Origin of the sequence: Streptomyces sp. NPDC051582 (assembly GCF_040681715.1) — a bacterium.
Taxonomy (GTDB): domain Bacteria; phylum Actinomycetota; class Actinomycetes; order Streptomycetales; family Streptomycetaceae; genus Streptomyces.
The window spans coordinates 1-23,484 of record NZ_JBFAZJ010000058.1; the positions used below are offsets into that span (position 1 = coordinate 1).

General features: G+C 72.7%; 22 protein-coding genes, 2 tRNA genes and 1 pseudogene. 8 read left to right on the plus strand and 17 right to left on the minus strand.

Features of this window, described 5'->3' with window-relative positions:
* Positions 1-96 precede the first annotated feature (96 nt).
* From AB0M92_RS37730 to pgsA, 7 genes are all read right to left on the minus strand, one after another.
* A complete protein-coding gene (locus AB0M92_RS37730; RefSeq protein WP_366106905.1) occupies positions 97-849 on the minus strand; it encodes a YebC/PmpR family DNA-binding transcriptional regulator in 753 nt (250 codons plus the stop codon).
* A 57-nt stretch (positions 850-906) separates the two neighbouring features.
* Positions 907-1,497 (minus strand): pyridoxal 5'-phosphate synthase glutaminase subunit PdxT, encoded by a 591-nt coding sequence (pdxT, locus tag AB0M92_RS37735; RefSeq protein WP_366106906.1) that lies wholly within the window; start codon positions 1,495-1,497, stop codon positions 907-909.
* A 7-nt stretch (positions 1,498-1,504) separates the two neighbouring features.
* The gene (gene pdxS, locus AB0M92_RS37740; protein WP_030157377.1) at positions 1,505-2,422 is read right to left on the minus strand and encodes a pyridoxal 5'-phosphate synthase lyase subunit PdxS; all 918 of its coding nucleotides are present in this window, start codon (positions 2,420-2,422) and stop codon (positions 1,505-1,507) included.
* Between the two features lie 172 nt (positions 2,423-2,594).
* On the minus strand, positions 2,595-3,134 hold the full coding sequence (locus AB0M92_RS37745; protein ID WP_366106907.1) for a hypothetical protein: 540 nt from the start codon (positions 3,132-3,134) through the stop codon (positions 2,595-2,597).
* A gap of 96 nt (positions 3,135-3,230) precedes the next feature.
* A complete protein-coding gene (locus AB0M92_RS37750; RefSeq protein ID WP_366106908.1) occupies positions 3,231-4,394 on the minus strand; it encodes a glycosyltransferase family 4 protein in 1,164 nt (387 codons plus the stop codon).
* The gene (locus AB0M92_RS37755; protein WP_366106909.1) at positions 4,394-5,299 is read right to left on the minus strand and encodes a phosphatidylinositol mannoside acyltransferase; all 906 of its coding nucleotides are present in this window, start codon (positions 5,297-5,299) and stop codon (positions 4,394-4,396) included. The genes AB0M92_RS37750 and AB0M92_RS37755 overlap by 1 nt, the downstream gene beginning before the upstream one ends.
* The gene (gene pgsA, locus AB0M92_RS37760; RefSeq protein ID WP_359166250.1) at positions 5,299-5,964 is read right to left on the minus strand and encodes a phosphatidylinositol phosphate synthase; all 666 of its coding nucleotides are present in this window, start codon (positions 5,962-5,964) and stop codon (positions 5,299-5,301) included. The genes AB0M92_RS37755 and pgsA overlap by 1 nt, the downstream gene beginning before the upstream one ends.
* 241 nt (positions 5,965-6,205) lie before the next feature.
* On the opposite strand from pgsA, the gene AB0M92_RS37765 reads away from it, so the two are divergent.
* Both AB0M92_RS37765 and AB0M92_RS37770 read left to right on the plus strand, forming a co-directional pair.
* Positions 6,206-8,410 (plus strand): elongation factor G-like protein EF-G2, encoded by a 2,205-nt coding sequence (locus AB0M92_RS37765; protein WP_366106910.1) that lies wholly within the window; start codon positions 6,206-6,208, stop codon positions 8,408-8,410.
* A 150-nt stretch (positions 8,411-8,560) separates the two neighbouring features.
* Positions 8,561-10,225, plus strand: coding sequence for a hypothetical protein (locus AB0M92_RS37770; protein WP_366106911.1), 1,665 nt, complete (start codon positions 8,561-8,563; stop codon positions 10,223-10,225).
* Between the two features lie 93 nt (positions 10,226-10,318).
* On the opposite strand, the gene AB0M92_RS37775 is transcribed toward AB0M92_RS37770, so the two are convergent.
* The gene (locus tag AB0M92_RS37775; protein WP_366106912.1) at positions 10,319-10,879 is read right to left on the minus strand and encodes an HIT domain-containing protein; all 561 of its coding nucleotides are present in this window, start codon (positions 10,877-10,879) and stop codon (positions 10,319-10,321) included.
* Positions 10,880-10,946: 67 nt separating this feature from the next.
* On the opposite strand from AB0M92_RS37775, the gene AB0M92_RS37780 reads away from it, so the two are divergent.
* The gene (locus AB0M92_RS37780; RefSeq protein ID WP_366106913.1) at positions 10,947-11,642 is read left to right on the plus strand and encodes an ion channel; all 696 of its coding nucleotides are present in this window, start codon (positions 10,947-10,949) and stop codon (positions 11,640-11,642) included.
* A gap of 9 nt (positions 11,643-11,651) precedes the next feature.
* Here AB0M92_RS37780 and thrS read toward each other — a convergent pair whose 3' ends face one another.
* Positions 11,652-13,628, minus strand: a complete 1,977-nt coding sequence (thrS, locus tag AB0M92_RS37785; RefSeq protein WP_366106914.1) for a threonine--tRNA ligase — start codon at positions 13,626-13,628, stop codon at positions 11,652-11,654.
* A gap of 147 nt (positions 13,629-13,775) precedes the next feature.
* Here thrS and AB0M92_RS37790 point away from each other — a divergent pair, with 147 nt between their 5' ends.
* The gene (locus tag AB0M92_RS37790) at positions 13,776-14,273 is read left to right on the plus strand and encodes a GNAT family N-acetyltransferase (protein ID WP_366106915.1); all 498 of its coding nucleotides are present in this window, start codon (positions 13,776-13,778) and stop codon (positions 14,271-14,273) included.
* A gap of 25 nt (positions 14,274-14,298) precedes the next feature.
* On the opposite strand, the gene AB0M92_RS37795 is transcribed toward AB0M92_RS37790, so the two are convergent.
* Together AB0M92_RS37795 and AB0M92_RS37800 are read right to left on the minus strand one after the other, a co-directional pair.
* Positions 14,299-15,543, minus strand: a complete 1,245-nt coding sequence (locus tag AB0M92_RS37795; protein WP_366106916.1) for a hypothetical protein — start codon at positions 15,541-15,543, stop codon at positions 14,299-14,301.
* A complete protein-coding gene (locus AB0M92_RS37800) occupies positions 15,543-16,133 on the minus strand; it encodes a DUF4365 domain-containing protein (RefSeq protein WP_366106917.1) in 591 nt (196 codons plus the stop codon). Before AB0M92_RS37800 ends, AB0M92_RS37795 begins: the two co-directional genes overlap by 1 nt.
* A gap of 232 nt (positions 16,134-16,365) precedes the next feature.
* On the opposite strand from AB0M92_RS37800, the gene AB0M92_RS37805 reads away from it, so the two are divergent.
* Entirely contained in the window at positions 16,366-17,091 is a 726-nt protein-coding gene (locus tag AB0M92_RS37805) for a 3'-5' exonuclease (protein WP_366106918.1), read from the plus strand.
* Positions 17,092-17,161: 70 nt separating this feature from the next.
* Here AB0M92_RS37805 and AB0M92_RS37810 read toward each other — a convergent pair.
* Both AB0M92_RS37810 and AB0M92_RS37815 read right to left on the minus strand, forming a co-directional pair.
* Positions 17,162-17,233: transfer RNA gene (locus AB0M92_RS37810), tRNA-Val, on the minus strand.
* Positions 17,234-17,272: 39 nt separating this feature from the next.
* Positions 17,273-17,746: an SRPBCC family protein gene (locus AB0M92_RS37815; RefSeq protein ID WP_366106923.1), complete on the minus strand. Its 474-nt coding sequence runs from the start codon at positions 17,744-17,746 to the stop codon at positions 17,273-17,275.
* A 206-nt stretch (positions 17,747-17,952) separates the two neighbouring features.
* Between AB0M92_RS37815 and AB0M92_RS37820 the strand changes: the two genes are divergently transcribed.
* Positions 17,953-20,328: a hypothetical protein gene (locus AB0M92_RS37820; protein WP_366106919.1), complete on the plus strand. Its 2,376-nt coding sequence runs from the start codon at positions 17,953-17,955 to the stop codon at positions 20,326-20,328.
* A 62-nt stretch (positions 20,329-20,390) separates the two neighbouring features.
* On the opposite strand, the gene AB0M92_RS37825 is transcribed toward AB0M92_RS37820, so the two are convergent.
* Together AB0M92_RS37825 and AB0M92_RS37830 are read right to left on the minus strand one after the other, a co-directional pair.
* Positions 20,391-20,462 (minus strand) — tRNA-Val (locus AB0M92_RS37825).
* A 57-nt stretch (positions 20,463-20,519) separates the two neighbouring features.
* Positions 20,520-21,002, minus strand: coding sequence for a TIGR02611 family protein (locus AB0M92_RS37830; protein WP_366106920.1), 483 nt, complete (start codon positions 21,000-21,002; stop codon positions 20,520-20,522).
* Positions 21,003-21,179: 177 nt separating this feature from the next.
* Here AB0M92_RS37830 and AB0M92_RS37835 point away from each other — a divergent pair, with 177 nt between their 5' ends.
* Positions 21,180-21,593, plus strand: coding sequence for an SsgA family sporulation/cell division regulator (locus tag AB0M92_RS37835; protein ID WP_030011909.1), 414 nt, complete (start codon positions 21,180-21,182; stop codon positions 21,591-21,593).
* Positions 21,594-21,882: 289 nt separating this feature from the next.
* Positions 21,883-22,440: pseudogene (locus AB0M92_RS37840) on the plus strand (CGNR zinc finger domain-containing protein); the annotation flags it as partial.
* 51 nt (positions 22,441-22,491) lie between these two features.
* On the opposite strand, the gene AB0M92_RS37845 reads toward AB0M92_RS37840, so the two are convergent.
* Together AB0M92_RS37845 and AB0M92_RS37850 are read right to left on the minus strand one after the other, a co-directional pair.
* Positions 22,492-22,671: a hypothetical protein gene (locus AB0M92_RS37845; RefSeq protein ID WP_366106921.1), complete on the minus strand. Its 180-nt coding sequence runs from the start codon at positions 22,669-22,671 to the stop codon at positions 22,492-22,494.
* A 123-nt stretch (positions 22,672-22,794) separates the two neighbouring features.
* Complete coding sequence (locus AB0M92_RS37850) at positions 22,795-23,265, minus strand: hypothetical protein (protein ID WP_366106922.1); 471 nt, start codon at positions 23,263-23,265, stop codon at positions 22,795-22,797.
* Between the last annotated feature and the right edge of the window lie 219 nt (positions 23,266-23,484).

The window sequence follows — 23,484 nt, forward strand, 5'->3', positions numbered from 1 at the left end:
CGGGGGGTGGGGCTGGGGGGGCGGGCTCCGGGGGGGCCCCTGCCTGGGGGGGGGCGGGGGGGGGGGGGCCCCCCCCCCCCCGCCGCTGATGCCCGATCAGGCGTCGACCTTCTCCATGACCTCGTCGGAGACGTCGAAGTTGGCGAAGACGTTCTGCACGTCGTCGCTGTCCTCCAGCGCGTCGATCAGCTTGAAGATCTTGCGCGCGCCCTCTTCGTCCAGCTCGACCTGCATGGTCGGGACGAAGCTGGAGTCGGCCGAGTCGTAGTCGATGCCCGCCTCCTGGAGCGCGGTGCGGACCGCGACCATGTCGGTCGGCTCGCTGATGATCTCGAAGGTGTCACCGTTGTCGTTGACCTCTTCGGCACCGGCTTCGAGCACGGTCTCCAGGACGTCGTCCTCGGAGAGCTCGCCCTTGGGCAGCAGGACGACGCCCTTGCGGTTGAACAGGTACGAGACCGAGCCCGGGTCGGCCATCGAACCGCCGTTGCGGGTCATGGCGACGCGGACGTCGGACGCGGCGCGGTTGCGGTTGTCGGTGAGGCACTCGATGAGCACCGCGACACCGTTCGGGCCGTAGCCTTCGTACATGATCGTCTCGTAGTCGGCGCCGCCGGCCTCAAGGCCGCCGCCGCGCTTGACCGCGGAGTCGATGTTCTTGTTCGGGACCGAGCTCTTCTTGGCCTTCTGGATGGCGTCGAAGAGGGTCGGGTTGCCCTCGATGTCGGCACCGCCCATACGGGCCGCGACCTCGATGTTCTTGATCAGCTTCGCGAAGAGCTTGCCGCGCTTGGCATCGATCACGGCCTTCTTGTGCTTCGTCGTAGCCCATTTAGAGTGGCCGGACATCCGCCTGTCTCCTTCGCGTAACCAACAGTGTGCACCTCAGATCCTACCGGGACCTGTTTACAGCCCCGCGCGCACCATGTCGACGAAGTACGCGTGGACCCGGTCGTCTCCGGTCAGCTCGGGGTGGAAGGAGGTGGCGAGGACATTGCCCTGGCGCACCGCGACGGTGTGGCCGTCGTACGTGGCCAGCACCTCGGCGGCGGCGCCGACCGACTCCACCCACGGGGCGCGGATGAAGACGCCTTCGACGGGGCCGCCCTCGATGCCCGCGAAATCGATCTTGGCTTCGAAGGACTCGTTCTGCCGGCCGAAGGCGTTGCGGCGCACGATCATGTCGACGCCGCCCAGGGTCTCCTGGTCCTCACGGCCGTCGAGCAGCTTGTCGGCGAGCATGATCATGCCGGCGCAGGTGCCGTAGACCGGCATGCCGGCCTTCACGCGCGCGCGCAGCGGCTCCAGCATGCCGAACAGGACGGCCAGCTTCGACATCGTCGTGGACTCGCCGCCGGGGATCACCAGGGCGTCGATCTCGGCGAGCTCCTCGGGGCGCCGGACCGGCCTGGCCACGGCGTCCGCCGAGGCCAGGGCGATCAGGTGTTCCCGCACGTCGCCCTGGAGGGCCAGGACACCAATCACAGGGGTGGTCATGGAGTGACTACCAGCCGCGGTTGGCGTAGCGCTCGGCCTCGGGGAGGGTGTCGCAGTTGATGCCGACCATGGCCTCACCCAGGTTGCGGGAGGCGTCCGCGATGATCTTCGGGTCGTCGTAGAAGGTGGTGGCCTTCACGATGGCGGCGGCGCGCTTGGCCGGGTCGCCCGACTTGAAGATGCCGGAGCCGACGAAGACGCCCTCGGCGCCGAGCTGGCGCATCAGCGCTGCGTCGGCCGGGGTGGCGACGCCACCGGCGGAGAACAGCACGACCGGGAGCTTGCCGAGCTCGGCGACCTCCTTGACGAGCTCGTACGGGGCGCGCAGCTCCTTGGCGGCGGCGTACAGCTCGTTGTTGTCGAAGCCGCGCAGCTTGGCGATCTCGTTCTTGATCTGGCGCAGGTGGCGGACGGCCTCGACGACGTTGCCCGTGCCAGCCTCGCCCTTCGAGCGGATCATGGCCGCGCCCTCGGCGATGCGGCGCAGGGCCTCGCCCAGGTTGGTGGCACCGCAGACGAAGGGGGTGGTGAACGCCCACTTGTCGGAGTGGTTGACCTCGTCGGCCGGGGTCAGGACCTCGGACTCGTCGATGTAGTCGACGCCGAGGGACTGGAGGACCTGGGCCTCGACGAAGTGGCCGATGCGGGACTTGGCCATGACGGGGATGGAGACGGCCTCGATGATCTCTTCGATCATGTTCGGGTCCGACATGCGCGCCACGCCGCCGTCCTTGCGGATGTCGGCGGGGACCCGCTCCAGGGCCATGACGGCCACGGCGCCGGCGTCCTCGGCGATCTTCGCCTGCTCGGCGTTGACCACGTCCATGATCACGCCGCCCTTGAGCTGCTCGGCCATGCCGCGCTTGACGCGGGAGGTGCCGATCGCGGACTCAGCGGACTGCGGGGTGGAGGGAAGCGTGCTCACGGATTGACCTCACTCGAAGGGAAGACGGGCGCTGCAGTGGTACGCCGCGCAACTGCCGCGGTGGTACTCCGCCGAGCAAACCGCCCCCGACCAGTCCACCGCAAGGGCCAATGAGGAGCCGGTGGCCCCTTTCGACTTGGCCTTTGGGTACAAGTGAGGGTGACACGTTCCGCTACGGCCGGTCGGCAAGATCCACCGGCGGCTCGTCGTCCATTTCGAAGGCGAGCGGGAACGGGGCATGGCCGGCCAGCCGGAACCAGCGCACCTTGCGGTGCCGGCGCAGCGCGCGGGCGGCCCGTACGGCGTCGTTGTGGAACCGGCGGGCCATGGGCACCCGGCGGACGGCCGCGGCCAGCTCCTCGGCGGCCGCCTCGCCGCCCGGGGCGGCCTTGAGCAGGTCCACCTGGTCGGCGTCGGCGAACACCGCGCGCAGCGCCTGGCTGAGCTCGCTCTCGGCGACCTCGCGGTGCTCCTCCTCCGCCTGGCGGGCGGCGTGGGCGGCCTCGTACAGGACGATCGAGGAAGCGGGGTCGAGCACTCCGGAGGTGGCCACTTCGAGCACCACCGAGGCGCGCCGTACGAGCTGCGCGTCGAGGGCGGCGCGGGCGGCGTCCATCCGCGAGTGCAGCCGGTCCAGCCGTCCGGCGGTCCAGCTGAGGTAGACCCCGATGACGCCGAGCGCCAGGACGGTCCAGACAAGGGTTTCGATCACGGCCCGCGACAATACCCTCCCCCCGGGGGGGCGCCCCGCACGCGGCCGGTTCGCGGCTTTCGGATCAGGGCGGGGCCCCGATCCGAAAGCCGCGGCCTACGTGTCCCGGGTCAGGCCCAGGCGGGTGCGCAGGCGCACGCGCTCGTCCGTGGCCACCGCCGCCGCGCCGTCCGTCACCGTCTCGTAGACCGCGAGGATGTCCGCGCCGACCGTGGACCAGTCGAAGCGGCGTACGTGCGCGGAGCCGCGGGCCCCGAGTTCCGCGCGCCGCTCCGGGTCGCCCAGCAGGGCCACCGCGCCGGCGGCCAGCGCGTCGGCGTCCTCGTTGGCGAACAGCTCCCCCGCCGCGCCCTGGTCCAGGACCTGCGCGAACGCGTCGAGGTCGGAGGCCAGCACCGCGGCACCCGCCGACAGGGCCTCGACCAGGATGATGCCGAAGCTCTCGCCGCCCGTGTTCGGGGCCACGTACACGTCGACGCTGCGCAGCAGCCGCGCCTTGTCCTCGTCCGAGACCATGCCGAGGAACTCCACCCGTTCGCGCAGGCCGGCGGGGAGGGAGGCCACGGCCTCCTCCTCGTCGCCGCGGCCCGCCACGAGCAGCCGTACGTCCGGACAGGCCTCCACGATCTTGGGGAACGCCGCCATGAGCACCGGGAGCCCCTTGCGGGGCTCGTCGATCCGGCCGATGAAGCCGAGGGTCTGCCCGGACCAGTCGGGGTTCGGCTCGGCCTTGGCGAAGAAGTCGACGTCGACGCCGTTGGGGATGACCACGGCGTCCCCGCCCAGGTGCTCCACGAGCGTGCGGCGCGCGTACTCGCTCACCGCGATCCGGGCGCTGATCTTCTCCAGCGCCGGCTGGAGGATCGGGTACGCGGCGATCATGGCCCGCGAGCGCGGGTTCGAGGTGTGGAAGGTGGCCACGATCGGCCCCTGCGCCGCCCAGCAGGACAGCAGTCCCAGCGAGGGCGAGGCCGGCTCGTGGATGTGGATCACGTCGAAGACGCCGTCGTGCAGCCAGCGGCGCACCCGCGCCGCCGACAGGAAGCCGAAGTTCAGCCGGGCCACCGACCCGTTGTACGGCACCGGCACCGCCCGCCCGGCGGAGACCACGTACGGCGGCAGCGGCGTCTCGTCGTCCGCCGGGGCCAGCACCGACACCTCGTGCCCGAGGCGGATCAGGTGCTCGGCGAGGTCGCGGATGTGGAACTGGACGCCGCCCGGTACGTCCCAGGAGTACGGGCAGACGATGCCGATCTTCACTACGCGCGCTCCTCCAGGTCGTCCAGCCACAGCCGCTGCAGCATGTGCCAGTCCTGCGGATGCTCCGCGATGCCCTGGGCGAACGCGTCGGCCACCGCCTGGGTCATGGCGGCCGTCTTCTCGGTCCGGGTGCCGGCCGCGGGGACGGCCACCTCGGCGTGGATCCGGCCGTGCATCTTCGGCGTGTCGCCGTAGTACAGCGTGGCGGGCAGCAGGACCGCGCCCGTCTGCTGCGCCAGCAGCGCCGGCCCGGCCGGCATCCGCGCCGCCGAGCCGAAGAAGTCCACCGGTACCCCGGAGGCCGACAGGTCCCGGTCGGCGACGAGGCAGACCAGCCCGCCGGAGCGCAGCCGGCGGGCGAGGGTGCCGAAGGAGGAGGGGCCGTTGTGCGGCAGCACCTCCATGCCCAGGCTCTCCCGGTAGGCGACGAAGCGGTCGTACAGGGTTTCGGGCTTGAGCCGCTCCGCGACGGTGGTGAACGGATACCCCAGGTGCCCGGTGGCCCAGGCCCCGGCGAGGTCCCAGTTGGCCAGGTGCGGCAGCGCGACGATCACCCCGCGCCCGGAGGCCATGGCCTCGCGCAGGATGTGGACGTCCTTCATCTCGACGTCCGTGCCGAAGCGCTCGGGATCCATGGCGGGCAGCCGGAAGGACTCCATCCAGTAGCGCATGTACGAGCGCATTCCGGCCTTCGAGAGCTCGCGCAGCCGCTCCGGTGCGGCGTCCGGTACGACGCGGGCGAGGTTCGATTCCAGCCGCAGCACGCTCTTGCCGCGCTTCTTCCACGTGTAGTCGGCGATCCGGCGCCCGAGGGCCACCGCTGCGGGCTCCGGCAGCTTCTTCACCCCGGCCCAGCCGAGGCCGTACAGGGCGTCGACCAGTTTGTCCTGCACCCGGCCGGCCATCAGGCAGCGCCGCCTTCGGCCACGGCGGCCGCGGCGTCGGCCTCCGCCGCCTCACGGCGTACGGTGACCACCCGCTGGATCAGCGTGACGAGCGAGCCCACCGCGACGACCCACAGCGCGATCGGCAGCAGCACGCCGATCCACGAGGGCACCCCGAAGGTCTGGAGCCCGGACAGACCGGCCGCGACCAGCGAGATCACCAGCCGCTCGGCGCGCTCGATGAGCCCGTTGACGGCCACCGGCAGCCCGATCGACTCGCCGCGGGCCTTCGTGTACGAGACCACCTGTCCGCTGGCCAGGCAGAAGATCGCGACCGCGCACAGCACGTTGTCGTTTCCGTTGCCGGCGTACCAGAGCGCGAGGCCGCCGAAGATCGCCGCGTCGGCCACCCGGTCGAGCGTGGAGTCGAGGAAGGCGCCCCAGCGGCTGGAGACGCCCGCCTGGCGGGCCATGTTCCCGTCCACCAGGTCGGAGAACACGAACAGGGTGATGGTGATGGTGCCCCAGAAGAACTCCCCCCGGGGGAAGAAGACCAGCGCTCCCGCCACCACTCCGGCCGTGCCGATCAGGGTGACCGCGTCCGGGCTCACCCCCCGCCGGAGGAGGAATGCGGCGAATGGCGTGAGAACACGCGTGAAGAAAGCACGCGCGTACTTGTTCAGCATGGCCTTCCCGGAGGGTCGCTGGGCCGCGCGGCCACATCGGCCACCGGCTGGCCCATCGTAGCCAGCGCCCCGGGCCCCCGGCGCCGCACCCACCGGTTCGGGCCGGGCAATCGCCGGTCCGTCCCCGTGTCGTGCTCCGGACAGCGGCGAGTACTACGTATGGACGCGGTGTGACGCCGGTGCAAAGCTCGAAGGACCCCGATTCAACCTCCTCACCGTCACACCGGGAGGCACGAGCATCATGGGAGCCACATCACACCAAGCCGGAGCCGCCGGCAGGGCACCGACGGCCGACCGCCCGTCGTCGCTCCGCAACGTCGTGCTGGTCGGCCACAGCGGAGCCGGCAAGACCACGCTGGTCGAGGCCCTCGCCCTGACGGCGGGCGCCGTCAACCGGGCCGGGCGGGTCGAGGACGGCACCGCCGTCTCCGACTACGACGAGATCGAACACCGGCAGCAGCGGTCCGTACAGCTGTCCCTGGTCCCCGTCGAATGGGCCGGCATCAAGATCAACATCCTGGACACCCCCGGATACGCCGATTTCGTCGGCGAGCTCAGGGCCGGTCTGCGCGCAGCGGACGCGGCCCTCTTCGTCGTCTCCTCCTCGGACGGCATCGACGGCGCCACCCGCATGGTCTGGGACGAGTGCGCGGCCGTGGGCATGCCCCGCGCCATCGTCGTCACGCACCTGGAGGCGGCCCGCGCCGACTACGCGCAGATGACCACGGTCTGCGGGGAGATCTTCGGAGCCGAGGACCCCGACGCCGTCATCCCGCTCTACCTGCCCCTGTACGGGCCCCCCGGCCCCGACGGGCACGCCCCGGTCGCCGGCCTCCTCGGCCTGCTCTCGCGGCGCGTGTACGACTACTCCTCCGGGGAGCGCGTGGAGCGCGACCCCGAGCCCGCCGAGCTCGACCTCATCTCCGGCGCCCGCTCCCGCCTGATCGAGGGGATCATCGCGGAGAGCGAGGACGAGAGCCTCATGGACCGCTACCTCGGCGGCGAGGACATCGATTTCAAGACCCTCGTCGACGACCTGGAGCGCGCCGTCGCCCGCGGCACCTTCCACCCCGTGCTGATGGCCGCCCCCGCCACCGACGGCGCCCGGCAGGGCCTCGGCACCGTGGAACTCCTGGAACTGATCACCGGCGGCTTCCCCACCCCGCTGGAGCGGGCCGCCGTGGCCGTCACCGCCCCCGACGGCGCCGAGCGACCGGACGTCACCTGCGATCCGGGAGGCCCGCTGGTCGCCGAGGTGGTCAAGACCTCCTCCGACCCCTACGTCGGGCGCGTCTCCCTCGTCCGCGTCTTCTCCGGCACCCTGCACCCCGAGGAGACCGTGCACGTCAGCGGGCACGGCCTGGCCGACCGGGGACACGAGGGCCGCGCCCTCCACGAAGCGGACGAGCGGATCGGCACCCTCACCTCCCCCTTCGGCAAACAGCAGCGCACCCTCACCCGGGTCATCGCCGGAGACCTCGCCTGCGTGGCCAAACTCACCCGCGCCGAGACCGGCGACACCCTGTCGGCCAAGGACCGGCCCCTGCTCATGGAGCCCTGGCCGATGCCCGACCCGCTGCTCCCCCTCGCCATCGCGGCCCACAGCAAGGCCGACGAGGACAAGCTCTCCCAGGGCCTGGCCCGGCTCGTCGCCGAGGACCCCACGATGCGGCTGGAGCAGAACCCCGACACCCACCAGGTGGTCCTGTGGTCCCTCGGCGAGGCCCACCAGGACGTGGCCCTCGAACGGCTGCGCAGCCGCTACGGGGTACAGGTCGACCCCGTCCCGCACAAGGTGAGCCTGCGCGAGACCTTCGGAGCCAAGGCCACCGGACGCGGCCGGCACGTCAAACAGTCCGGCGGACACGGCCAGTTCGCCATCTGCGAGATCGAGGTGGAACCGCTCCCGCCGGGCAGCGGAATCGAGTTCGTCGACAAGGTGGTCGGGGGCGCGGTGCCCCGCCAGTTCATCCCCTCCGTCGAGAAGGGCGTGCGCACGCAGGCCGCCCGCGGGGTCGCGGCCGGCCATCCGCTGGTCGACGTGCGCATCACCCTGCTCGACGGCAAGGCGCACTCGGTGGACTCCTCCGACGCCGCCTTCCAGACCGCCGGGGCGCTCGCCCTGCGCGAGGCCGCCGCCGAGACCCGCATCCACCTCCTCGAACCGGTGGCCGAGCTCTGCGTCCTCGTGCCCGACGAGTACGTCGGCCCGGTGATGAGCGACCTCGCGGGCCGCCGCGGCCGCGTCGTCGGCACCGATCAGGCGGGCGCCGGCCGCACGGAGGTCCGTGCCGAGATCCCCGAGATCGAGATCGGCCGGTACGCCGTCGAACTGCGCTCGGTGTCCCACGGCACGGGCCGGTTCACCCGCGCCTACGCCCGCCACGAGCCCATGCCGCCCCAGATCGCCGACAAGGTGCGGGAACAGGCCGAGAAGGGAACCTGATTGACACAGCGCCAGGGGCCTCCCCGGCGGCCGCCCACCCAAGCCGCTTGCGGTGGGCGGCATTTCCCTGTCCCATGACCATGGGAAGAGATACGCCGATAGGCTCATCTGCGCGGCAAAAGAGCACGACGCACAGCGATGGGGGCAACGGTGGCGGACGACGGATTCGACTTCAGGCCCGGGGCGCAGGTACCCCTCCAGGGGGGTGGCGGCCAGACCGCGGCGACCAACGCCCTCGCGTCGGCCGCCTACCGGGACGGTGGCACGGACAGCAAGCTGTCCGACATAGCCAAGGCCGACAACGAGTACCACAAGTCCACGATCAAACCCCCGAAGATCTCGCTCTTCGAGCCCAGCCTGGGCGAGGCCTTCTGCCGCGCCGTCGAGGCCCGCACCCTCGGCGCGGGCCGCAAACCCCTCATCCAGTCCTTCGGCCTCGATCCGCAGACCGTCGTCGAGCACTGCCTGGCCGCCTCGCGCATCCGCAAGGAGCGCGACCGCAAGCTGCGCATGATCATGCTGGTCGCCGGGGTGCTCTTCCTGCCCGGCCTCCTCCTGTGGCTGGGCCTCTTCCAGCTCCGCAAGACGCTGTCCAAGGGGGACGGCAAGCGCTCGTGGCTGGGCACCCTGCTGCTCGTGGGCGTAGCCGTCATAGCGGCCGTGCTGATGTTCCGGCTGCCGTTCACCGGCTTCCTCGGCCTCTACCTGCGCGGCATGATCATCGCCCCGGCCGTGGGCTGGCTCCTCGCCCGCCGGATCTGCGAGGCCACCGCCACCGACCTGCGCTCGCGGTGGGACGGACTGCTGGCCGGCAGCGGCATCGGTGCGAAGATCCCGGAGGCGGTGCCCGGCAACCCCGACGAGAAGGCCCGTGAGGACCTGCGGCACTCGCTCGCCAAGCTCACGGCCGAGGACCGCAGCAACTCCGTCTTCTACGCCGGCCCCAAGGGCATTCTCGGCATGGGTACCCGCTGGGGCAGCTGGCAGATGGCCGAGGAGCTCGTGCCCAAGACCGAGGGCATGGAGATCCACCCCTTCCGCAGCTGGGACGTCATACGCGCCGTCGACACCGAACTGCGCAAGCTGGAGCGCGGCCCGCTGCACACCGGCGGTCTGCCGCCCGCCGCGATCCAGCACTGGATCGTCACCCCGGTCGGCGAAGGCGCCGGGGAGGTGGCCCGTCCGACCGGCGCCGACGTGGACACCTTCCTCGTCAAACCGCACGAGATCACCCGGATCTGCAACGAGCAGCAGTTCAGCGGCGGCAACCGGCACTACCTCGGCATCCAGTACCCGCTCTGGGACGGCCAGTTGGTGATCACCATGCTGGTGACGGTCACCGTTCTGTACAAGACCCTGCGCGTCGAGGTGACCGGCCACGCCCTCGGGCCGGTGCACGGCCTGTTCACCAGCAAGTCGGCGGCCCCGAAGATCGAGGTCCCGAAGTCCGTCCGGTTCTGGGAGACCGTCGAGCGGCCCCTGCCGCTGGTGGACGCCCAGGAGGTGGTCCGCCTCGCCGTCCGTGCCCCGCTGACCTGGTTCCCGCCGATCCTCGACTTCTTCGGCGGCAAGCTGGTCCTGCCCGAACCCTTCGGCCTGCGCCACGTCTGGGCGGGCCAGCCCTGGCGCCACCGCTTCATGGCGGACGACGCCCTGCGCGCCGCGACCCCGGTCCTGCGGGCCGTGCACGCGGCGGCGCTGCGGGTGCTGGAGGAGAACGGCGCCGACATCGACCGCTTCAGCAACCGCTCGATGATCGTCAGCGGGCTCGTCCAGGACGCCGCCCCGCGCAAGGCGGACGCGTACGACGCCTAGACCACAGACCCCGGAGCCGCGCACCGGCTCCGGGACCTCCCGGTCGTCTCCCGGCCACGGCCGGGGGCCACGGCCGGGGCCACGGCCGCCGTGCTAGCCGACGGGCCAGGCGTCGGCGAGCATCTGGCGGGTGTCCGCGAGGAGTTGGGGCAGCACCTTCGTGTGGCCGACGACCGGCATGAAGTTCGTGTCCCCGCCCCAGCGGGGCACGATGTGCTGGTGCAGGTGCGCCGCGATCCCGGCTCCGGCGACCGCGCCCTGGTTCATGCCGATGTTGAACCCGTGCGCCCCGGAGGCCTTGCGCAGTGCGACCATCGCCCGCTTCGTCAGATCGGCCAGTTCGGCCGTCTCGGCGCCGTCGAGCTCCGTGTAATCGGCGACGTGCCGGTACGGAACGACCATCAGGTGGCCGCCGTTGTACGGGTACAGGTTCAGCACCGCGTAGACGTGCTTGCCCCGGGCCACGACCAGGCCGTCCTGGTCCGACATCTCCGGAATCCCGCAGAAGGGACAGCCGTCCCCGGCCTCCGGACCGGTCGGCTTGTTCTCCCCCTGGATGTACGCCATCCGGTGGGGCGTCCACAGACGCTGGAACGCGTCCTGCGTGCCCACACCGATCTGCTGCTCGGGCTCAGTCGTCATGGGATGCAGCATATGACCTTGCCCCTCGGCGGCGTGTCGCCGGGGCAGGGACCGGTGGGAGGGGCGCGATGCTGGCCCCATGCGCGTTGAAGCCGAGACCCCTGACGTCGCCTGGGAGCGCCGCACCGAGATCCCGCTCTTCTACCTCTCGCTCGTGTTCCTGGCCGGGTACGCGGTCCACGTGCTCGCCCACGCCCACACCGTCTGGCGCGACATCGCCACGATCATCGTCGGGGTGACCTGGCTCTGCTTCATCGTGGACTACGTGGTGCGGCTGGTCCTGAGCCGCCAGCGCCCGCTGCGGTTCGTCCGCCGCCACTGGCTGGACACCGTGATCGTCATCCTGCCGACGCTGCGTGCACTGCGCATGGTCAAGGTCCACGACGCGGTCATGGCCAAGCGGCGGGACCACCCGCGCCGCAGCCTGTACCCGCGCGTGATCACGTACGCCGGCCTGACCTCGCTGCTGCTCGGCTTCTCCGGCTCGCTGGGCCTCTTCGACGCCGAGCGGCGGGACCCGCAGTCCCCGATCCAGACGTTCGGGGACTCGCTGTGGTGCGTGATCCAGACGCTGACGACGGTCGGCTACGGCGACGTGGCCCCCGTGACCGTGCCGGGGCGGCTGGTCGCGACCGCCCTGATGATGTTCGGCCTGGGCCTGCTGGGTGCGGTCACGGGTTCCTTCTCGTCCTGGCTGATCCAGATCTTCCGCCAGGACGACGAGGAGGGGCCCCCGGGAGACGAACCTTCCCCCGGGGGCCCCTCGGTGACCTGACGGCGCCGGTCAGACCTGGACGCGGTCCTCGACGACCTTGGCCAGCTTGGCCAGGGCCTCGTCCTTGGCGATGCCGTTCTCCTGCGAACCGTCGCGGTAGCGGAAGGAGACGGTGCCCGCGGCCATGTCCTCGTCACCGACGATGATCATGAACGGGACCTTGAGCTTCTGGTGGTTGCGGATCTTCTTCTGCATGCGGTCGGAGGAGGCGTCCACCTCCACCCGCAGGCCCTTCTTCTTCGCCTCGGCGGCGAACTCCTGAAGGTATTCCACGTGCCCGTCGCCGATCGGGATGCCGACGGCCTGGACCGGGGCCAGCCACGGCGGCATGGCGCCCGCGTAGTGCTCCAGCAGTACGGCGAAGAACCGCTCGATGGAGCCGAACAGCGCACGGTGGATCATGACCGGGCGCTGGCGCGAGCCGTCCGGGGCGGTGTACTCCAGGTTGAAGCGCTCCGGCAGGTTGAAGTCCAGCTGCACGGTCGACATCTGCCAGGTACGGCCGATGGCGTCGCGCGCCTGCACCGAGATCTTCGGGCCGTAGAAGGCCGCGCCGCCCGGGTCGGGGGTCAGCGGGAGCCCCTGCTTCTCGGCCACCTGCTGGAGGACCGCGGTGGCCTCCTCCCAGGCCTCGTCCGAGCCGACGAACTTCTCCGGGTCCTTGGTCGACAGCTCCAGGTAGAAGTCGGTCAGACCGTAGTCGCGGAGCAGGTTCAGCACGAAGGTGAGGGTCCGGTCGAGTTCCTCGGCCATCTGCTCGCGGGTGCAGTAGATGTGCGCGTCGTCCTGGGTGAACCCGCGGGCGCGGGTCAGGCCGTGCACGACGCCCGACTTCTCGTAGCGGTACACGGTGCCGAACTCGAACAGGCGCAGCGGGAGCTCACGGTACGAGCGGCCGCGCGCGTCGAAGATCAGGTTGTGCATCGGGCAGTTCATGGGCTTGAGGTAGTAGTCGGTACCACCGTCGAGCTGCATGGGGGGGTACATGCCCTCCGCGTACCAGTCCAGGTGGCCGCTCTTCTCGAAGAGCGCGCCCTTGGTGGCGTGCGGCGAGTAGACGAACTCGTAGCCCTCCTCCTCGTGCCGGCGGCGCGAGTAGTCCTCCATGGTCCGGCGGATGATGCCGCCGCGCGGGTGGAAGACGGCGAGGCCGGAGCCGATCTCGTCCGGTACGGAGAAGAGGTCGAGCTCGCTGCCGAGCTTGCGGTGGTCGCGCTTCTCGGCCTCGGCGAGGAAGTCGAGGTGGGCCTTCAGCTCTTCCTTCGAGGGCCAGGCGGTGCCGTAGATGCGCTGGAGCATCGGGTTCTTCTCGCTGCCGCGCCAGTAGGCGGCCGCGTTGCGCATCAGCTTGAACGCCGGGATGTTGCGGGTGGTGGGCAGGTGGGGACCGCGGCAGAGGTCCTTCCAGCTCAGCTCGCCGGTCTTCGCGTCCAGGTTGTCGTAGATGGTCAGCTCGCCGCCGCCCACCTCGACGTTCGCGCCGTCGTCGGTGGACGCGGAGCCCTTGATGCCGATGAGCTCCAGCTTGTACGGCTCGTCGGAGAGCTCCTCGCGGGCCGCCTCGTCGGTGACCACGCGGCGGGAGAAGCGCTGGCCGCGCTTCTGGATCTCCTGCATCTTCTTCTCGACGGCCTTCAGGTCCTCCGGGGTGAAGGGCCGGGCCACGTCGAAGTCGTAGTAGAAGCCGTCCCGGACCGGCGGGCCGATGCCCAGCTTGGCCTCGGGGAAGAGCTCCTGCACGGCCTGCGCCATGACGTGCGCGGTCGAGTGGCGCAGGATGTTCAGGCCGTCCTCGGAGGAGATCTCCACCGGCTCGACGGTCTCGCCGTCCTTCACCTCGTACGAGAGGTCCTTGAGCTCGCCCGCGACGCGCGCGGCGACGATGGTGCGCTCGCCGGCGAAGAGCTCGGCCGCCGTAGTGCCCGTGGCCACCACGCGCTCGTCCCGCTCGGAATCGCGTTGGATGATCACACGGACGTCTGACACCGGTCTCTCCTGACTCAGGGGGTGCGCGAGCGTACGCCGCGCGCCTGAATCGTACCGAGCCGAGCGGCCCCGCCGCGAAACGGTTAAGCGTTCCCGCCGTTCGCTACGGTGGACCGGCCGCACCCCAGCCCCCGCTCCGGAGGAATCATGCCCGTGCCGAGCCCGCTCGTGGTCAGGCCGCTGGACCTGGCCGAGGACGCCACGGCGTCGGCCGTGCACCGGATCGGCCGGGCCGCGTACGCGGTGGAGGCGCGGCTGATCGGCTTCGACGGCATTCCGGCGCTGCACGAAAGCCTCGCGCGCCTGCGGGAACAGCCGCTGCACTGGCTGGGCGCGCTCGCCCGGGACGGCGAGATCGCCGGCGTCCTGGCGTGGCGGGAGGAGCCGGACGGCGGCACCGCCATCGACCGCCTCTTCGTGTCCCCGCCCTGGTTCCGCCGCGGCGCCGGCTCGCTCCTGCTGCGCCACCTCCTGTCCGAGCGCCTCCCCGGCCGCCCGGTCACGGTCACCACGGGCGCGGCGAACACCCCCGCGCTGACCCTCTACACCCGCCTGGGCTTCACCCGCGGCCCGGACTTCTCCCCCGTCCCGGGCCTCACGATGGCCTCGTTCACCCTCTGCGCGTCCGGCCCCGCCGGCGTCTGAGGCGCGGGCGCGGCGTCGCTCCTCCTCAGTCGTCCGTCGGAAGGACTTCCCCCGGATCGAGCGCCTCGTCCAGCGACTTCATCAGCCGGTCCCGCTCGACCTCGTCCAACGGCACCGGCGTCACGTCCGTGGCATCGGTCAGCCTGCGGAAGCCGCCCCGGCGCTGGAGCCGACCGCTCACCCGGATCGGCACGCCGACCAGGTGCGCGTGCCCCGCCACCCGGTACGCCTCCTCGTCCAGCACCGCCCGTACGTAGGGCACCTCAGCCCCCGCCAGCACCCGCAGCCGGATCGTGCCCCCGCCGCCCGGTGCCGAGCGCCGCATCCGGACCACCGCCCCCGCCACCCGCACCGGCACCGCCGGTTCGTCCCGGGTGTAGCGAGCCGCCGCCTCCCGGAGCACCGGCAGGTCCCCCGGCGAGAACTCCACCGGCTCGGGACGGGCCGCGCACCCCGCCGGGACCCCCGCCGCCGGCGCCCAGGCCAGCGCGATCCGGGCCCCCTCCGAGCCCCGCACCAGGACGATCAGCGCGTCCGCCAGCTCCCGGCTGACCCCGGCCTCGACCGCCGCGTCGAAGGCCTCCATGCCTCCGGTGGCCCGCCGGTAGTCCACGGCCTCCCGCGCCGCGTGCAGCGCGTGGTGCAGCCGGGTCACGGTGCCCCGCCCGCCGTCCACCGGGACGTAGGCGGTGAGCGTGCGCCCGCCGGGGGCCGGTCCCACCAGGACCCCGTCCAGGGCGCGTTCGGCCCGGCCGCGATGGCGGGCGCCGTAGTACCCGGCCCTGGCCCGGTCCGCGAGGGCTCCGGCCAGCAGCAGTTGCCGGGCGGCCGAGCGGAGCTGCTCCTGCACGGTCCAGGCCGCCGCGCCCTGCGGTCCGTACGGCCCCTCGGGGCCCTCCGGGATGCGCCGCTCCCAGCGGATCTCGTCGCTGGGCACGCTCAGTCCGTACAGCACCTCCCGCGCGGAGGGCAGCGCGCTGCGCGAGAGCGCTGTCAGCGCCTCCTCCAGCAGGTCGGCGCAGTCGGGGAAGGCCCGGCTCTCCGGCACGAGGAGGCTGGCGCCCGCGCTGCCCGGCCCGTGGAGGGCGGGCGGCGTCCAGCGTCCGTACCGCCCCGCGGCCCCGCCCCGGCGCTGCCAGCCGTGCCGGTGCAGCAGGGCCCCCAGCACGGCCGGGTCGACGTGCGCGGGATCGGGCGTCCCGGAGTCGGAGAAGTCCCCGTACTCCGACGCGGACGCCGGCGGTTCCAGGTTCGGTGAGTGCCAGTGCATCACGGTGTCCCTCCCGACCCGACCCGGGTCATGATCTCGCACAGCGCCCGGTCGTCGAAGATCCGCGTGGTCGGGATCCGTACGGTGGTCCGGCGCCGGCCGGTCACGGGGTGCCCGGCGAGGTTGGTCCAGTAGCAGCAGTGCCGCAGGTCGAGCCGGTCGTGGCCGGCGGCGAGCCACTGGTCGCGCTCTCGCGGGACGAGCATCACGACGAGGATCTTGTGGACGGCGACCGGTGTGCGGGCCAGCTTCACCAGGTGCTCGTTGTCGAGCGTGAACGCGAAGGTGGGCCCCGCCGGTCTGGGCGGTACCTGATAGGTCGCCTTCAGCTGCACCTTGATGGTGACCTCGTCGTCGACGAGGTGCTCGGGCGCGCCGTGGTTGACCTGCCAGTCGATGCCGTTGTCCGGAAAGGGCTGGGAGAGCGAACAGCCGGCCGCGGCCGCGACGGCGTGCAGGTATCCCACCTGGAGGGTCTCCATGCAGGCGGTGGTGGCGAGCGTGCCGCGCAGCGGTCCGGTCCGGTCCGCGTTCCGCGGATCGGTCCGACCCTGCAGCATCCCGCCCGGTTCGGGCTGCGCGAGCGCCATGGCCGGCTCCCCATGCCTTCCGGGCACTGCCGAAATGAGGGTGGTGTGGTGGATGGGGTGACGACCGGTCATGTGTGCGGTCCCCCAGGGAAGTTGTCTCCGTAGCGGAAGGTCCGCAAACGGCGTACGGCGCAAACGGGCCGGGTATCACCGATGCGGGCGGGGGTGGCACGTTCCGAGGCGGCGGTGCCCGGGTGCGCCCCGACTGCCGATCGGGAACGAGGAGTTCGCCATGACGCGCTGGTATGAGGGGCCGCTGGCCGCATTCGACACGGAGACGACCGGAGTGGATGTGGAGCAGGACCGGATCGTGTCCGCCGCTCTCATCGTGCAGGAGTGTGCGGGCGGCCGGGTCCGCTCCACCCGCTGGCTGGTCAATCCCGGTATTCCGGTGCCCCCGGGGGCCACGGAAGTACACGGTCTGACCGATGAGCACCTCCAGCGCAACGGGCGGTGGCCGGCGCCGGTGGTGGAGGAGATAGCCCGTTCGCTCGGGGAGCAGCTGGTGGCAGGCCGGCCGGTGGTGGTGATGAACGCGCCGTTCGACCTGACGCTGCTGGACCGGGAGTTGCGCCGGCACCGGGCGTCGACGCTGGCGCGCTACCTGGACAACCGGCCGCTGACGGTGCTGGACCCGCGGGTGCTGGACAAGCACCTGGACCGGTACCGCAAGGGCCGCCGCACACTGACGGACCTGTGCGAGCACTACGGGATAGAGCTGGAGGCGGCGCATGACGCGGCGGCGGACGCGCTGGCCTCGCTGGAGCTCGTGCGGGCGGTGGGGCGCCGGTTCGCGGCCCGGCTGGAGCGGCTGAGCCCGGCGGAGCTGCACACCCTCCAGGCGGTGTGGCACGCGGCGCAGGCGCGCGGGCTGCAGGCGTGGTTCGCGCGGCAGGGGACGCCGGAGGCGGTGGACCCGCACTGGCCGCTGCGGCCGGAGATGCCGGCGGCGGCGTAGACGGGTGGCGGCAACGGGCCCCGCACATGCGGAAGGCCGGTCCGTCGTGAGACGGACCGGCCTGACCCGGTGGGCGATACTGGGATCGAACCAGTGACCCCTTCGGTGTGAACGAAGTGCTCTCCCGCTGAGCTAATCGCCCGGGAACGGGTTGAACAATACAAGAGGCACGGGGTCTGGTTCAAACCGCTTCCGCGGAGGCCGCCAGCCGGGCCGCGAGCGCGTGCCGTCCGGCCCGCATCATCAGGGCGTGGTTGAGCCGGAACGCGGGCCGCACCGGCACCGCGAGGCGCCGCAGCAGGGGGCTGCGCACCTCGACCTCCTGCTCGTACAGCGCCCGCGTCCCGCGCCCGCCGGCTCCCCGGCGGGCCCGTACGGTCCACCGCGCCCAGCCCTCGACGTCCCCGTGCAGGGCCGCTTCCAGGAGTCCGCGGCCGGGGTCGCGCAGCAGTTCGGTCGCGGTCATCCGGATCTCGTACGGGAGGAGGGAGCGGATGAGGAGGGCGCCGCTGTGGTCGCCGGTGGGCTCCGCCTCGCGGACCTGCGGCCACCAGCGCGGGTAGTCGCCGGTCCGCTCCAGTACGGAGTAGACCCGCGCGGGCGGGGCGTCGAGGTCCCACACGCTGCGGAAGCGGTAGCGGTTCCAGCGGTCCAGGCGGCTGTGGTGGTCCAGGCGGCTGCGGTCCATGGGCCCAGTCTGGATCGGCGCGGCGGCGCGCGTGGCCCGCTCCCGCGCATCCACTCTTCCGTGCGCGCGGAAGACGTACGCACGCGGACGCGAGCGTACTCCCGTGTACTCAGCGGGGATCTGAGTACGCGCACCCATGTCCCGACGGCGTGAGCGCCGCCACACTCCGGAGCATGGCGACTCCTCCCCCCGGCATGCCCCTGCCACCCGACCACGAACTGGCGCTCATCGACCGGGAGCTGGCTCAACTCGACGCCCGGCGCACGTACTTGCTGTCCCGGCGGGACTGGCTGCTGCGGCTGCCCGCACCGGCGCCGGTCCCGAACGGCTGGGGCGTGCGGGCGACGGGTTTCCCCGCCCGCCCGAAGGAGGCCTCGGGTCCGGGCGCGCAGAACGTGCTGCTGACGCTGGGCGCGGTGCTGCTCGCGGTGGCCGCGCTGGCGTTCACGCTGGTCAGCTGGGGATCCCTGGGGATCGCCGGGCGCAGCGCGGTGCTGGCCGTGGTGACGGCGGCGGCGCTGGGCGCGCCCGCGCTGCTGCTGCGCCGCGGGCTGCGGTCCACGGCCGAGTCGGTGGCCGCGGTGGGGCTGCTGCTGACGGTGCTGGACGCGTACGCGGTGTACGCCGTCGCGACGCCGGGCACCGGGGGCACGGCGTACGCGGCGGGGGCGGCGGCCGTACTGGCGGCGCTCTGGGCGGGGTACGCCCGCACGCTCCCCCGGCTGGTGGTCCCGCTGCCCGCGGCGGTGCTGACGGCGCAGCTGCCGCTGCCGCTGGCGGCGGTGGCAGCGGCGGCGGGCCCGGTGGGGACCGGCTGGGCGCTGCTGGCGACGGCGGCGCTGGACGCGGCGCTGGTGCTGCTGGTGCCCGGGGTACGGGCGCGGCCGACGGTGTCCGGTCCGGCGGCGGTGAGTGCGGCCGTCCTGGGGGCGGCGGCGCTGCTGACCGGGCTGGCGGAGCTGGTACGGGCCGGTTCGGCGGGGGCGGCGGCCGGTCCGGCGCTGCTGCTGGCGGCGGGTGCGGTGCTGGGCGTCGGGGTGGCCTGGCGGGAGCCCTCGGCGATGGCGGCCTCGGTCGCGGGCGGCCTCGCGGGGGTCGCGGCGCTGGGCGGCCCGCTCCGGCCCGGGCTGCCGCGGGACTGGGCCGTGGTGGTCTTCCTGCTGCTCGCACTGCCGCTGCTGGCGGCGGTACGGGCGCGCGCGCTCCCGGCGGCGGTCCGGCGCGGCCTGGCCCGGGCCGGGGCCGGGGTGGCCGCCCTGGCGGCGCTGTCGGCGCTGCTGCCGGCGGTGGTCTGGCTGGGGCTGCGGGTCCGGGTGCTGGGCGAGGTGTGGGCGGCGACGACCCCGGCCCGGGAGGCGTACGGGCCGGGCCCCGCGGCCGCGGTGACCCTGCTGGCCGCGGCAGCGGCGGCCGGGTGGACGGCCCGGGTGCTGCCGCGTCCGGAGCCGGGCGTGCTCGCGGTGGTGCTCGGCTGGGCCGCACTGTTCACGGCGCCGCTGCTGTGCGGGCTGCCGGTGGCGGCGGTGTTCGCGGCGCAGCTGGCGGTGACGGCGGCGGCCGGGGTGTGCGCGGTGCGGCTGGGGCGCGGGCCGGGGTACGCGGCCGCGGTGTGCGCGCTGGTGGGGGCGCTGAACCTGTCGGTGGCCGCGCTGGACGGCCGTACGGCCACCTTCGCGGTGTTCGGGCTGCTGGGCGCGGGCTGCGCGGCGGTGGCGGCGCGGCGGCCGGCTCCGCTGCCCGTACGCGCCGGCGCGGCGGTGGCGGCCGTCGGGTACGCGGCGGCCGTGACGGCGGCGCTGGGGGCGCTGTGGGGGCTCGCGGTGTCCTGGTGGTCGCTGCCCCTGCTGGCGGTCCCGGCCGCGGTGGCGGCGGCCGGCCCGAGGCTGGGCCGGGTGCGGCTCCCGGCAGAGATCGCGGCGGGCGCGGTCGGCGCGGTGGCGCTGCTCCTCGCGAGCTGGCCGTGGGAGCCGGCGAGGGCGGCGCTGGTGTGCGCGCTGGCCGGCGTGGTCTGCGCGGGCGCGGCGGTACGGGCGGAGCGGCGCGGGCTCGGCTGGGCGGCCGGGGCCCTGTTCCTGGCGGCGACGTGGATCCGGCTGTCGGCGTCGGGGGTGCAGGTCCCGGAGGCGTACACGCTGCCGGTCACGCTGCCCGCGCTGGCGGTGGGCTTCGTACGCCGGCGCCGGGACGCGCGGGCTTCGTCGTGGACGGCGTACGGGCCGGGTCTGGGCGCCACGCTGCTGCCGAGCCTGCTCGCGGCCTGGGGCGACCCCCACTGGCTGCGGCCGCTGCTCCTGGGGACGGCGGCGCTGGCGGTCACCCTGCTCGGCGCGCACCGGCGGCTCCAGGCCCCGCTGCTGCTGGGTGGCGCCACCCTGGCGGCGGTGGCCCTGCACGAGCTGGCGCCGTACGTGGTCCAGGTCGCCGACGCGCTGCCGCGCTGGCTTCCCCCGGCGCTGGCCGGGCTGCTGCTCCTGGTGGTGGGGGCGACGTACGAGAGGCGGCTGCGGGACGCGCGCCGGCTGCGGGACGCGTTCGGCCGGCTGCGCTAGGGGGTGTCCGCAAAACGCCGAGGGCCCGGAGACTTGGAAAGTCTCCGGGCCCTCGGTCCGGGTGGGCGATACTGGGTTCGAACCAGTGACCCCTTCGGTGTGAACGAAGTGCTCTCCCACTGAGCTAATCGCCCGGACGCACCGCAAACATTACCCCATGTCAGCGGTGGTTCCCGACCACCACCGGCCGGTCACTGGTCCTTGAGGTTCCAGGGCAGCGTGAGCCCGTACTTCCACAGGTAGAAGCCGACCAGCACGCCGGCGATCACGAGCCCGACGCCGGTCAGGATGATGTTGCGGCGGCGGACCTTGGGGTCCAGCGCCTTCTGGGCGGCCTCGGTCACCTTGCGCTTGGTCCAGCGGAGCACCAGGTGGGCCCAGGCGAACTCGGTGGCCCAGATCGCCAGGCCCGCGAAGATCGCGACCCAGCCGGGGCCGGGCAGGACGAGCATCGCGACGCCCGCGCCGATGACGGCCAGGCCCACGACGAAGACGCCGACCTGCCAGCTCAGGTGCAGGGTGCGGCGCGACTTGATGAAGGCGGGAGCCTTCGACACGTGCGGCGCTTCTTCCGTGGTCTGCTGAGTGGCGTCATCGGCTGCGGACTCGACGTCGGACCCGGCTGCGGACTCGGCTGCGGACCCTTCGGGACCGCGGTTACTCCCCGTATTCATGAGCCCGAATCTACCGGAGCCGGAAGCACACGTGAATGCCGCTTTGGATCCGCCGTCCGAGGGACCCAGAGGTCCGCAAAACGGTCAGAGGGGTTTACAACGGCACCGTAGGTGGCATGTCGATTTCGCCGACGTGCGAATCCCCGAGCGCACACTGAGCGAAAGGCCCTGGCGCTTATGAACACCACGGTCAGCTGCGAGCTGCACCTGCGCCTCGTTGTGTCGAGCGAGTCTTCACTGCCTGTCCCGGCGGGCCTGCGGTATGACACGGCCGATCCCTACGCCGTGCACGCCACCTTCCACACCGGCGCCGAGGAGACGGTCGAGTGGGTTTTCGCCCGAGACCTCCTCGCTGAGGGCCTCCACCGGCCCACCGGAACCGGAGACGTCCGCGTCTGGCCGTCCCGCAGCCACGGTCAGGGCGTCGTCTGCATCGCCCTGAGCTCACCGGAGGGAGAAGCGCTGCTCGAAGCACCCGCCCGCGCACTCGAATCGTTCCTCAAGCGGACGGACGCCGCGGTTCCACCCGGGACCGAACACCGGCACTTCGACCTCGACAAGGAGCTCTCCCACATCCTGGCCGAAAGCTGAGCCAGGCCCTCAGGGAGCACCTCCCGGCACGCGCCGGGGGCCACTCCGCACCGTCCGACTCGGGGCGACGGTGCGGGCTGGACGAAAACCACATACGGCAGTGCCGGCGCTGTTCTCGCGGAAGCCTTCCGCGAGGGCGGCGCCGGTGTGCGTGGCGCGGTCCATCCCGTCCCTTGTGACGCGGCCGCCACAGGGGTCCCTCCCGGTTCCGCCCGGGCACGGCTAGAGTCGGCCCCCGGCGGCGGCACTGGTCCGTCGCCGCAGGCCCGGCCCCCAGGGAGCGACCCCCGTGCAGATTCCCCACGACACCCGTCGCGCGCTCGACGTCGTCGTCGCGCTGGTGAACACCGCGGCCGAGGCGGAACAGCCCGACGGACTGGCGGACATCGGCTCGCTGCGCGAATTCGTACGCGAGTACGAGATCAGTGACATCGGCGAGCTCGGCGCCCGCGACCTCGCCGGAGTCCGGACGGTCCGCGGCAAGTTCGCCCAGGTCTTCGGGGCACCCAACCCCCGGACGGCGGCCGGACTGATCAACGAGCTGGTGGCGACCGCGGGCACCACCCCGCAGCTCACCGACCACGACGGCTACGACTGGCACGTCCACTACTTCGCGCCGGGCGCCTCGCTGGGCGACCACCTGGCCGCCGACGGCGGCATGGCGCTGGCCTTCATCGTGGTCTCCGGCGAACAGGAGCGGCTGCGCCGCTGCGAGGCCCCCGACTGCCGGCGGGCCTTCGTGGACCTCTCCCGCAACCGCTCGCGGCGCTATTGCGACAGCCGTACCTGCGGGAACCGGCTGCACGTGGCGGCGTACCGGGCCCGGCGCAAGGAAGCCGACGCGGGAGCGCCGGAGCAGGACGTCCGCCAGGACGCCCGGCACGACGCCCTGCCGGGCTCACAGCAGGAAGAGGTCGTGCACGGCGGCAAGCAGCAACAGGGTGCCGATCACACCTAGGAAGATCATCAGGGGCGGCTGGGAGAGCGCGAAGAGGCAGCCTCGCGGCTCCTGGGCGACGGGGGCGGCGACCGGGGCCGGAGCGGAAGCCGGCGGGTCGCCCTGCGATGTGTCGAGCATGTCCGGGCGATGATGGCGCAGGGCGCGCCCCGACCGCCCCCAACACGCCATCCTTTACGCGGGAGTTCACCCCTTCTCGTCAGACTCGCGGCAATACCGCGCGCGGCCCCCGGGTGACGTGCTTCAGATGCCGTGCTTCTTCAGGATCGCCTCGATGTCGGAGAAGTCGTCCGCGGGAGCGGCGGGCGCCTGACGGGTACCCGGCTGCGGGCGGACGCCCTGCCCCGCCGAGGGGGAGGACGCGGCCGGGGCCACGGCCTCCTGCGCGGGGCGCCCCTTGGCCGCTTTCGCGGCCTTCGAGGGCTTGACCGCCTTGGCGGGCTTCTCCCCCGCGCCCTGCCCGCGCCGCTCGATGGCGCGCGTGGTCATGAAGAGCACCCAGGAGAGCCCGAGCAGCCCGAAGCCCAGCCAGACGGCCGGCTTGAAGACCATCCCGGACACCCATTCCACGACGCCGGTCAGCACCAGGGCGACCGGCACCAGCGCGTACGCCGCGATCCGCGTGGCGGCGAGGAAGCGCTTGCGGTAGGCGGCCACCGCGGCGATGCCCAGGCCCGCCGCGGACACCGCGGAACATATGGTCTCGGCCAGCATGCGGTCCTCCAGGGGTGGGCGATCCGTCCCCTCCATCCTGCACCGGGCACGGCCGCGGCGGCCACGGCCCGAGCCGGTCCGGCTCCGATCTCCGGGAGATCTAGGGGTGTCCGCGAAGTGGCGCCGTCCGCCCGCAGGGCGGGCCCGCGGTGTCCGGTGCGTGCTCTCGGCGTGCCGGGCGGAAGCCCGTGTACTGGACGTACTCGGGATTTCGCCCGG